Raw genomic sequence first — 10,006 nt, forward strand, 5'->3', positions numbered from 1 at the left:
CCGCACCCGGAGCCGGCCCGGCCTCGCTCGGCGCGGGCCGGGTCTCAGACGGTGACGGCCGCGGCCCAGTCGATCGCGACGCTGTTGGGCTCACCGGGCATCACCTTGGCGGGCAACTGCGAGCCGGGGAAGAGGAACGCCATGGCACTCTCGGGCACCGGGTTGCCGACCTGGATCTGATACGCCGCGCCGTCCTGGGGGACGACGGTGAGGGCGAAGGCATAGAGCGGCAGGCCCGCCGGATTCGTCATGCCGAGTGGCTGGAACTGCTGGATGATCGCCCGGCACGGGAGGCCGTTGGCGAGGATGTCGGCGGCCGAGCCGTTGGCCGCCGCCTGCGGGAGGCGCACGGTCGGCGCCGGGGTCTCCCAGTCGATGGCGACGGTGGCGGGGTCGGCCGCGTCGACGCGGACCGCGACGATGGTCGCGCCCGGCTGGATCTGGGCGATGGTCCACATGGGGATCCGTTGGCGGCACGTGGCCATGTAGGGCGTCTGGTCGTCGAGGGCGACCTCGACCTGGAACACGCAGACGCGCTGCTCGACGCCGCCGCTGGTGATGCTGGTCCCCGTCGGTTGCACGCCCACGATCACGCCGCGGCCGATGACGGCGTTGTCGATGCTGGCGGCGTCGGTCCCTCCGACGGCGTTCTTGATCTTCTTGAAAAAGCCCATGACAGTGTGTCTCCTGATGAAGTGGCGCCACAGGAGAGCACACGGTGTGCCTGCCACGGCCGGTTTTTTCGCCGTCTGCGCGATGGTGCTCGCGGATGTCGGAGCGCCGGGCGGGCCCGCCCTCGGTGCGAGCGCTCCCGCGGCGGCCGCTTGCGCGCCGCCCGAAACCGGTGAGCACCGGCTGGTCGTCGGCGGCTCGGAGCGGGGCTACGTCGTGGCGGTTCCCGGTCAGGAGGTCGCTGCGGGTCCCTGGCCGCTGGTCGTCGCCCTGCACGGAACGGGAGGCTCGGCGTCCCGCTTCGGCGACGTCAGCGGACTCGGTCCCGAGGGGGCGACCGCCGGCGCCTTGATGGTCCTCCCCGACGGGACCGGCGATCCGCGCGGTTGGATTCACGCCGACCGGGACCGGGATCTGGAGTTCGTCGACGCGGTGCTCGACGAGATCGCGATGTCGGGCTGCGTCGACGCCGAACGCATCTGGGTCACGGGCGTGAGCGCCGGCTCGGCGATGGCCGCGGCGCTCGTGTGCGACCGCTCGGACGTGGTCGGGGCGGTGCTCGTCGCCGCGCTGCCGGCGCCATGCGACGGCCCGGTCTCCGCCGACGTCTACGTGGTGCATGGCACCGCCGACGACATCGTCCCCTACGGTGGCGGCGACTTCAACGGCGACGATCTCGGGACGGTGCCGGAAGTGGCGGCGGGGTGGGCGGTGGCCGCCGGTTGCGACGGACCGCCCGCCGGGCGGGGCGTCGAGCCCGACGTGTTCGTGCTCGAGTGGTCGCCGTGTCATCACGGTGACGGCGGCCTGGTCTCGCTGTACAGCGTGATCGGTGGAGGTCACGGTTGGCTCACCGACGGCGAGGCGGCCATCGATGCGACGTGCCTCGTGCTGGCGGCCGCCACCGCCGGCGACGGCGCTCCCGACGTCGGCGGCTGCGAGGCCTGAGCGCCGTCGTGCAGCCAGGCGACACCGTTACGGTTGGTGCCAGGCACCAACCGTAACGGGCCGGCCGTCAACCAGATCGGGGAGCACGATGACCAGGACGACCAGGCGGCGAGCGCTCATCGCGATCGGGGCCATCTCGTGCGGCGTCGGCGGCTCCGTGCCGGTGGCGGCGTCGGTGGCCTCGAGCGAGCCGGTGCCGATCGAGTGCACGGCGCCGGCCGACGGTGAGCACGTCATCGAGGTGGGCGGGGAAGAACGTACCTACCTCACGTTCGCCCCGCCGGATGTCGGCGCCGGTGCCGGCCCCGTGCCGATGGCCATCCTCACCCACGGCTTCTCCAGCGGCGCCGTCGAGTTCGCCGGGACGTCCGGTCTCCAGACCGCCGCGCCCGCCGCCGGTGTGCTGCTGCTCGTGCCCCAGGGGCGGGGCGACGTCGCCGACTGGCCGATCGCCGAGTGGTCGATCGACGGCGAGTACCTCGATGCTGTCCTCGCCGAGGTGATCGCCGGCGGGTGCGTCGACACCGTTCGCGTCTGGATGGGCGGCCACAGCGCGGGATCGGCGTTCACGGCGTACTACGGCTGCAGCCGGCCCGACGTGATCGACGGCATCGTGCTCAACGCGGCGATCACGCCGGCGCTGTGCAACGAGGGGACGCCGAACACGTACGTCGTGTTCGGCACCGCCGATCCGCTCGTGCCCTACGAAGGCGGCACGTTCGGCACGTTCGAGCTCGAGCCCACCACCGTCGCCGCCGGGCGCTGGGCGGCGCGTGCCGGCTGCACCGACGGACCCGTCGGCCGCGGCATCGGCGAGGTCGTGTTGGCGTTGGAGTGGTCGGGCTGCGTGAGCGGCGCCGACATCCGCCTCTACAGCGTCGTCGGCGGCGGTCACGTGTGGTTCGGCGCCGTGGGGGCCACCGGTCCGGGCGACCAGAGCGAGGCGATCGACTCGGGCTGCCTGCTGATCACCGGCGCCCTCGCCGACCCGTCGGCCCCGCCCGACATGACCGCCTGCGAAGGCTGAACGCCGCACCCATCGGAGTGTCGAACGTCCGACAGGGGGACGCCCGACACTCGGGAACGCTTCAACACTCGGATGGGTGGGGAGTCACATGGGGAGGAGTTCGAACGTCGTCGCCAGGCGGCCGCCGAAGCGGGGTGCGTTGTTCTCGGCGATCGTGCGCAGGAAGCCGGCCGGGTCCGACATCGGTCCCGGACCGAGCGCGGCCAGGTACTCGTGGTGGGCGGCCAGCGAGGCGATGCCGCGGTCGAGGGTGGCGGTGATGTCGACGGCATGACCGGCGAGCGGCGAGCCGGAGACGGCCACCCAGCGCACGCCGGACCAGGGCTCGAGCCCCTCGTCGAACAGCTCGGTGAACACCCACCGGTTGCCGGCGTCGCGCACGGCGTCGATGACCGCCTCACCGACCACCCGGTGGTCGGCCATGTTGAGCCCGCCCCCGGCGAACGACTCGCGGTGGTTCAGCGTGATCACCAGCTCGGGCCGGTGGCGGCGGATCGCCGCGGCGAGGTCCCGCCGCAACGGCAGGCCGTACGTGAGCACGCCGTCGGGGTGGTCGAGGAACTCCAGCTCGGTCACGCCGACGGCGTCGCACGCGACGCGCTGCTCGGCGACCCGGAGGCGGGCGGATTCCTCCGGCTCGATCGTGTCGATGCCGGCCTCGCCCCGCGTGACCAACAGGTACGCCACCGACTTGCCGGCGTCGGTCCACCCGGCGACGGCGGAGGATGCCCCGTACTCCATGTCGTCGGGGTGGGCCACGATGGCCAGCGCCCGCTCCCAGTCGTCGGGCATGGGGGACAGCTGTTGGACGTCAGTCATGGTCGCGAGTCTCGCAGCCCGCACGCGGGCGGCACCGGTGCGCGGGGCTACAGTCGGCGCCGGACACCGGCTGCCGAAGCGGCAGCACCGATCGAAAGAGGCACGCGCCATGGCCAGCATCGACGATCTGCTCGACCAGCTCCCGCTCGACCAACTCGCCGCCCAGCTCGGGGTGGACGAGGCCACCGCCGAGTCGGCCACTCGCGCCGCCCTTCCGGCGCTCGTGCAGGGCATGCAGGCCAACGCCCAGGACCAGGAGCGGGCCGCAGCCCTCGTGCGGGCCATCTCCAAGCACGCCGCCCAGGGTCCCGCTCAGCCCGACAAGCTCGACGAGGTCGACACCGACGACGGCGCCAAGATCGTCAACCACGTCTTCGGCGACAACACCGACGCCGTGGCCAATCAGCTCGGTGGCCTCGGGGGTGGCTCCGACCTGATCAAGAAGCTGCTGCCGATGCTCGCGCCGCTGCTGATGGGGTTCCTCGCCAAGCAGTTCGGCGGCGCGAAGTCGTCCGCCCAGGACACGGCAGCCAGCAACCTCGACTCGGGTGACGACGGCGAGTCGGGCGGCGGCATCGGCGACCTCCTCAAGGGTTCGCTCGGCGGCGTCTTCGGCGACAAGTCCGACGAGTCGGGCCAGTCGGGCGGCGGTGGCGGCGGCCTCGGCGATCTGCTGGGCGGCCTCCTCGGCGGCGGCTCGGGCGGATCAGGCGGCGGCCTTGGCGACCTGCTCGGCGGGCTCCTCGGGGGCGGTTCCCGCAGCTAGCGCGGCCACCGCGCACGCACCGATCACCGCCGCCATCGCGGCGAGCAACAGCCGGTAGTCGACGATGGCGATCAGCGCCGCCCCGCCCGCCGTGCCGAACGTCTGCGGTCCGTTGAGGGCCAGATTGGCGGCGGCCGACACCCGACCCTGCAACGCCGGCGGCGTGAGCCGCTGGCGGATCGTCGCGTACGTGACGAACGTCCAGGGGATGGCCACGCCGGCGACGAAGAAGCCGGCGGCGACCACGGCCACCTGGGCGATCGCCGCACTGGCGAGGGCGAGGCCGAGCACGACGAGCGACGTGGTGAGCGCCACCCGCTCGCCGAGGCGCCGGATCACCCAGGCGGACGTGAGTCCGCCGACCACGGCGCCGGCCCCCTGGACCGACGCCAGCACCCCGAAGAACTCGCTGCTGCGGTCGAGTCCCTCGTCGATGGCGGCGAAGATCGTGGAGTTGGCGAAGCCGGTGATGCCGACGGCGACGGCCAGCAGGGCGGTGAGGCCGAACAGTCGCGGCGTCCGGCGGATGTGGCGCATCCCCGCCGTGAACTCGGTCCAGAACGAGCCCCGCTCGTCGACCGGCGTCGGCCCCGACTCCTGCATGCGGACCGTGCGCACGATCAGGGCGGCGATCACCAGCATCGATGCCGTGAGCACGGCGATGGCCGTCCCCCCGAAGGCGGCGAACAGGCCCGCCCCGGCGAGCGGGCTGAGCAGGCGGAGTCCCTGGTCGATCGTCTGCAGGAGCCCGTTGGCGCCCGCCAGGTGCTCGTCGGGGAGGAGGTCGCGGATCAGGCCCGACGCGCACGAGCTGGTCACGTACGTGAGGAGGCCGTAGCCGAACGTGACGGCGTAGATGATCCACAGATCGCCGGGCCGATCGACGAGCGAGAGTGTCATCACGCCCGCCGCGGCGACGAGGTTGGCCACGACGACCAGCCGCCGGCGGGGGAGGCGGTCGGCGAGGTGGCCGGCGAGCGGGGCGAGGAAGGCCGGCAGCCCGAGGAACAGGAACACCAACCCGGTTTTGGCGTCGCTTCCCGTGAGGTCCTTCACCCAGATGGCGAGGGTGAGGTAGAGGGCGCTGTCTCCGAAGTTGCCGAACGTCCACGCCACGGTCAACCGGCGGAAGGGGGGGACCGACAAGGCCCCGGGGAGCTTCATGTCGCACCGCCGTCGCGCTGCTCGCCGTCGCGGCGCTCGCGCTCGATGTGGATCGAGGCGACGGAGAACGTGCGGATCGGCCGTGCACCGGCCGGCCGCAACGACGGGTCGGCCTCACGACCGGCGAAGCGGTCGGCGATCTGCTGGAGAGTGAGGCTGACCTCGGCGAGCTCCTCGCGGGTCGCCCAGAACGACGACGAGGTGATCGTGGTGGCGTCGATCCACTCGGGCTGCTCGTCGGCGATGTGCGACACCCAGTGGCGGATGTGCTCCACCTCGTGCTCGACGGCGAAGCCGGCCAGCTCGCTGAGCGCCCGCAGCTGCGCGGGATCGTCCGGATCGGGACGCATGTCGCGCGTTCGCGAGGCGAGGTGCCATGGCTTCTCGCGGCCCCGTCGCTCGCCCTCGACGATGAAGCCGTACTTGGCGAGCATCCGGAGGTGGAACGAGCAGCTGGCGACGCTCTCGCCGGTGCGTTCGGCGCACTGGGTCGCGGTGAGGTCGCCCTCGGCCAGGTGCTCGAGGAGCTCGATCCGCAGCGGGTGGGAGAGCGCCCGGATGCGCCGCGGATCGGTGATGCGTTCACTCGACATGCATCGAGCGTACGATGATCAAGAACTCTTGCGCAAGAGTTCTTTAGAAAGAGTTGTTGATCGTCGCGGCGTCGTCAGTCGCGGAAGTTCTCGAATTGCACGGGGATGCCGAGGTCGGCGCCCTTGATCAGGGCGATCGTGGCCTGCAGGTCGTCGCGCTTCTTGCCGTTGACCCGCACCGTGTCGCCCTGGGTCTGACTGGAGACGCCCTTGGGGCCCTTCTCCTTGATCAGCCGGTTGATCTCACGGGCCTTGTCGGACGAGATCCCCACCTTCAGCGTGGCGACCTGGCGCACGGTGGCCTGGGCGGCCTCCTGCACGTCCTCGTACTCGAGCCCCTTCAGCGACACACCACGCTTGACGAGCTTCTCCTCGAGCACCTGGCGCAGGGCCGCCAAGCGATCCTCGCTGACGCTGCGCAGGGTGAACGCCAACTCGTTCTGCTCGATGGAGGAGTTGGTGTTCTTGAAGTCGAAGCGCGTGCTGATCTCGCGCTGCGCCTGGTCGACGGCGTTGCGTACTTCCTGGCGGTCGACTTCGGACACGACATCGAAACTGGCCATGCGTCGAGGGTAGCGAAGCGGGAGGGCGCGGACAGGAGGGTAGGGAAGCGGCAGGGCGGGGGCGGAGGGGTAGCGAAGCGGGAGGGCGGGGTGGAGGGGCAGCGGAGGGCAGCGGCGGGGCATCGCGACGCGGCAGAACGGCAGGAGGGGAGTCGCTCCACGGGCGCTACGATCGTCCCCTGCCTCGGCGACACACCACGTCGTCGAGCAGCGATGGGTCGGTACCCAAGCGGCCAAAGGGAGCAGACTGTAAATCTGCCGGCATTGTCCTACGGAGGTTCGAATCCTCCCCGGCCCACCCCAGCGGTGTCCTCGACGAGGGCACGTCGACGTTTCGCACTGGCCCCGCTTCGGCGGGGTCGCTGCTGTTTTCGACGCTGTTCGACCCATCGCCGAACTCGCCGGCATCTCCCCCGCGTACATCGCCAAGATCGAGACTGGCCGCACCTCCTCCATCGTCGAGCATCAACTCCGTGTCCTCCGCCGACTCGGTGCAACCATCACCATCGAGACGGAGTGATGAGCCCACCCACGACGCTCACCGTGTGGCTCCATGACGAGCCGATCGGAGCGGTCGCCCGGGGACGACGCGGCGACGTCCGGCTCACCTACTCGCCCGAAGTGCTCGACCGTCACTCCGGCAACGTGCCGCTGCTGTCATGCTCCCTGCTCACCGCCACGGCACGGCTCGACGCCACTGGCTTCATCGACGGCCTGCTTCCCCAAGGGGAGCACCGCCGCGCGCTCGCAGCACGCGCCAAGCTCGCCGCCCACGACACGTTCGGGCTCATCGCCCGATACGGGCGAGACATCGCCGGCGCCGTCCAGTTCACCGACCAGGACAACGAGCCACGCCATCGTGACCGCTGGCAACTCTGACCGCTCGGCACCGACGATCTCGGCCAGGTCATCGGCAACCTGCCGGACAACCCACTCGGTGTCACCGACGAATCCGAGCTCAGCATCGACGGCTTGCAGAACAAGACCCTACTCGTCCGCATGCCCGACGGAACGTGGGCGCAACCACTGTACGGGCACCCGTCGTCGCACATCATCAAGCGCAGCCCCGACCGGTACCCCGACCTGGTCGATGCCGAGCACGACGCTCTCACCGTCGCTCGTCACGCGGGGCTGACCATGGTCAACTCGTGGGTCGACACGATCGCCGGCCACCGCTGCATCATCGTTGAACGCTTCGATCGCACGGTCGACGACGGCGGGCAGATCACCGGCCGCATCCACCAAGAAGATGCGTGCCAAGCACTCGGACTCCCGGCGTCTCGCAAGTACGAGGTCCACCACGGAGGAGGTGGCCCGGACTTCCAATCCGTGGCCCGCCTCCTCGACCTGTACGCCGCGGAGCCTGTCAGCCAGCTCGAACGGCTCGCCTCGATCGCCGCGTTCACCGTCATCACCGGCAACGCCGACGCGCACGGCAAGAACATCGCCTTCCTGCTCGAGGCCGGGGTCATTCGCCTCGCCCCGCTGTACGACACGGTGCCGACAGCATTGTTCGCGCCGCTCCGCACCGAGATGGCGATGACCCTCGGTGGGGCGATCTCGCCAGACGGTATGGACCTCGCCGCGCTCGTACGCGAAACCAAGCGATGGAACCTCGACCCAGCCAGAGCCCGCGCAGCCGCGACGAGAACCGCTGAACTCGCACTCGACGCCGTCGACCAGGCACTGATCGATCCCGACGGGCCGCTCGCCGAGCAGATCCGACGCAAAGCCACCGAGTTCATGGACTAGTGGTCTGTCGCCGGATTGGTAAGGGTGTCTCGCTTGCTGGATCTCGCCGCTGGCTGCGTTGCTCGTCCTCGAAAGACTGGGTGTATTCCTTCGTCCTCGCGCCTTGCCAGCGACGAGCCCAGCGGCGCGATCCACCTCACCAACTCGACGCCAGACCACTAGCCGGGCTCCCAGCTGCCACCACAACGCTCAGCGGTGGCGCTGACGTTCGAGGTCGGCTACGCCGGGGGCTGACAGCTGGCAGTGATCGGCACGTCGGCGTCGATCACCACGTCGACGCGGCGGTCGCCGGCCATCTCGTCCTCGGTGGGCTCGTGGTCCGCCGTCGGCTGGAGCGCTTCGGTCTCGCCGAGCCCCTCGGTGGTCACCAGATCGGGGTCGATGCCGGCGGCCACCAACGCCTCGGCGGCCGCCGCGGCGCGGTCCTCGCTCAAGGCGAGGTTGTCGTCGTCGGATCCCCGATGGTCGGTACGGCCCTCGACGCGCACCGTGCGGACGGAGTGGTCGTCGTCGCCAGCCACTTCGGCGGCGAGGCGGGCGAGATCGGCGACGGCCTCGTCGTGGAGCACGGCGTCGCCGGGATCGAAGAGGGCGTCGGCGGCGAACGAGCACCGCACCGACGTCGGTGGCGGCACGCTGGTGCTGGTCGTCGGGGCCACGGTCGTGGTCGGCGGCCGGGTCGTCGACGCCACGGTGGTGGTCGTCGGTGGGCGAGTGGTCGTCGTGCTGGTGGTCGTCGGGGCGTTGGTGACGAACACGACTCCGTCGCCCTCGCGATCGTCGTCGCCACCGTCGAACGGCTGGACGTCGGAGCCGGCCGGGGCGGCCGGGACCGCGCTGGTCGGCACGGTCGAGCCGTCTCGGTCCGGGTCGGTGCCGCCAGACGCGCTCGACCCGCCGCCGCATGCGGAGAGGCCGAGGGCGCCGGCGGCCACCGCCGGGACGAGCACGTTGAGCAGTCGGCGGCGATGCGGGTTCATGTGGCGGTCACCTGCTGTCCGGTTTCGATCGAGAGGATGGCGGCCACGGCCCGGGCGACCTCGTCGCGGCCGAAGCTGGTGATCGTCCGGATCGACGCGACGCCGAGCGCCGGGTCCTCCCAGAAGGTCCGTGACGACTCGAACGCGCCGTTGTCGTTCATCGCGATGAGGTGGACGGTCACGTCCGGGGACGTGGTGATCGCATCACGCGCGGCGGCGAACTCGTCGGGCCCGGACGCCTCACCGTCGGACACCAACACGATCACCTGCTGGGCCGTGTCGCAGGTGCGGTCGAGCCCCGCCTGGGCGCTGCGCAGGCCCTCGGCGATCCGCGTGCCGGCGCCGAGGGTGGCCGGCGCCGCTCCGAGCACCACATCGTCGGGTGGTCCGGGGTCGGTGGTGGCCGCGCCCTCGGCGAACCAGGTGGTGCCGATGCGGTCGCCGTCGAGCCCGTGGACGGCGAGGAAGTCCGACGTCGCCCGCACGGCGTCGGCGCGGACGCCGGCCTGGTCGGCCGAGGCCATGCTGGAACTCTCGTCGATGGCGATCATGAAGCAGCGGGCATCCGTGGCGCGCTCGCCGGTCGGTGCGCCGAACCCGACGGCGCCGGGCACGGTGGGCTGGGGCGCCGCGGCGACCGGGTCGCCGCCCTCGTCGCGCTGCCACCACCAGCCGGCGACGGCCAGCGGGACGAGAGCCAGCAGCCACGGCCAGCGGCGCCC

At 71.3% G+C, this 10,006-nt stretch carries 12 protein-coding genes and 1 tRNA gene; 6 read left to right on the plus strand and 7 right to left on the minus strand.

Going from position 1 to position 10,006, the window contains the following annotated elements; all coding sequences use genetic code 11:
• Window positions 1-44: 44 nt before the first annotated feature.
• Window positions 45-674 carry a hypothetical protein gene (locus DN771_RS23890; protein WP_162942342.1) on the minus strand — a complete coding sequence of 210 codons (630 nt, stop codon included), beginning with the start codon at window positions 672-674 and terminating at the stop codon, window positions 45-47.
• An 82-nt stretch (window positions 675-756) separates the two neighbouring features.
• On the opposite strand from DN771_RS23890, the gene DN771_RS23895 reads away from it, so the two are divergent.
• Window positions 757-1,620, plus strand: coding sequence for a CE1 family esterase (locus DN771_RS23895; protein WP_162942343.1), 864 nt, complete (start codon window positions 757-759; stop codon window positions 1,618-1,620).
• An 88-nt stretch (window positions 1,621-1,708) separates the two neighbouring features.
• Window positions 1,709-2,647, plus strand: a complete 939-nt coding sequence (locus DN771_RS23905; protein ID WP_162942344.1) for a CE1 family esterase — start codon at window positions 1,709-1,711, stop codon at window positions 2,645-2,647.
• 84 nt (window positions 2,648-2,731) lie between these two features.
• On the opposite strand, the gene DN771_RS23910 is transcribed toward DN771_RS23905, so the two are convergent.
• On the minus strand, window positions 2,732-3,466 hold the full coding sequence (locus DN771_RS23910) for a PIG-L deacetylase family protein (protein ID WP_117000092.1): 735 nt from the start codon (window positions 3,464-3,466) through the stop codon (window positions 2,732-2,734).
• Between the two features lie 109 nt (window positions 3,467-3,575).
• Here DN771_RS23910 and DN771_RS23915 point away from each other — a divergent pair, with 109 nt between their 5' ends.
• On the plus strand, window positions 3,576-4,232 hold the full coding sequence (locus DN771_RS23915) for a DUF937 domain-containing protein (protein WP_117000093.1): 657 nt from the start codon (window positions 3,576-3,578) through the stop codon (window positions 4,230-4,232).
• Here DN771_RS23915 and DN771_RS23920 read toward each other — a convergent pair.
• The 3 genes from DN771_RS23920 to DN771_RS23930 form a co-directional block, all read right to left on the minus strand.
• The gene (locus DN771_RS23920; RefSeq protein ID WP_117000094.1) at window positions 4,173-5,396 is read right to left on the minus strand and encodes an MFS transporter; all 1,224 of its coding nucleotides are present in this window, start codon (window positions 5,394-5,396) and stop codon (window positions 4,173-4,175) included. The genes DN771_RS23915 and DN771_RS23920 overlap by 60 nt on opposite strands.
• Window positions 5,393-5,989: an ArsR/SmtB family transcription factor gene (locus tag DN771_RS23925; protein WP_117000095.1), complete on the minus strand. Its 597-nt coding sequence runs from the start codon at window positions 5,987-5,989 to the stop codon at window positions 5,393-5,395. Before DN771_RS23925 ends, DN771_RS23920 begins: the two co-directional genes overlap by 4 nt.
• A 74-nt stretch (window positions 5,990-6,063) precedes the next feature.
• Window positions 6,064-6,552 (minus strand): YajQ family cyclic di-GMP-binding protein, encoded by a 489-nt coding sequence (locus DN771_RS23930; RefSeq protein ID WP_117000096.1) that lies wholly within the window; start codon window positions 6,550-6,552, stop codon window positions 6,064-6,066.
• A gap of 215 nt (window positions 6,553-6,767) precedes the next feature.
• Between DN771_RS23930 and DN771_RS23935 the strand changes: the two genes are divergently transcribed.
• The 3 genes from DN771_RS23935 (at window position 6,768) to DN771_RS23945 (ending at window position 8,304) form a co-directional block, all read left to right on the plus strand.
• Window positions 6,768-6,850, plus strand: a tRNA-Tyr gene (locus tag DN771_RS23935).
• Window positions 6,851-7,071: 221 nt separating this feature from the next.
• A complete protein-coding gene (locus DN771_RS23940) occupies window positions 7,072-7,431 on the plus strand; it encodes a HipA N-terminal domain-containing protein (protein ID WP_117000097.1) in 360 nt (119 codons plus the stop codon).
• Window positions 7,432-7,515: 84 nt separating this feature from the next.
• Complete coding sequence (locus DN771_RS23945) at window positions 7,516-8,304, plus strand: HipA domain-containing protein (RefSeq protein WP_476700380.1); 789 nt, start codon at window positions 7,516-7,518, stop codon at window positions 8,302-8,304.
• 218 nt (window positions 8,305-8,522) lie between these two features.
• Here DN771_RS23945 and DN771_RS23950 read toward each other — a convergent pair whose 3' ends face one another.
• On the minus strand, window positions 8,523-9,284 hold the full coding sequence (locus tag DN771_RS23950; RefSeq protein ID WP_117000099.1) for an OmpA family protein: 762 nt from the start codon (window positions 9,282-9,284) through the stop codon (window positions 8,523-8,525).
• A partial coding sequence (locus DN771_RS23955; RefSeq protein ID WP_117000100.1) for a VWA domain-containing protein occupies window positions 9,281-10,006 on the minus strand: 726 nt, incomplete at its 5' end. The genes DN771_RS23955 and DN771_RS23950, both read right to left, overlap by 4 nt.

Source organism: Desertimonas flava (genome assembly GCF_003426815.1).
GTDB classification, from domain to species: Bacteria; Actinomycetota; Acidimicrobiia; order Acidimicrobiales; family Ilumatobacteraceae; genus Desertimonas; species Desertimonas flava.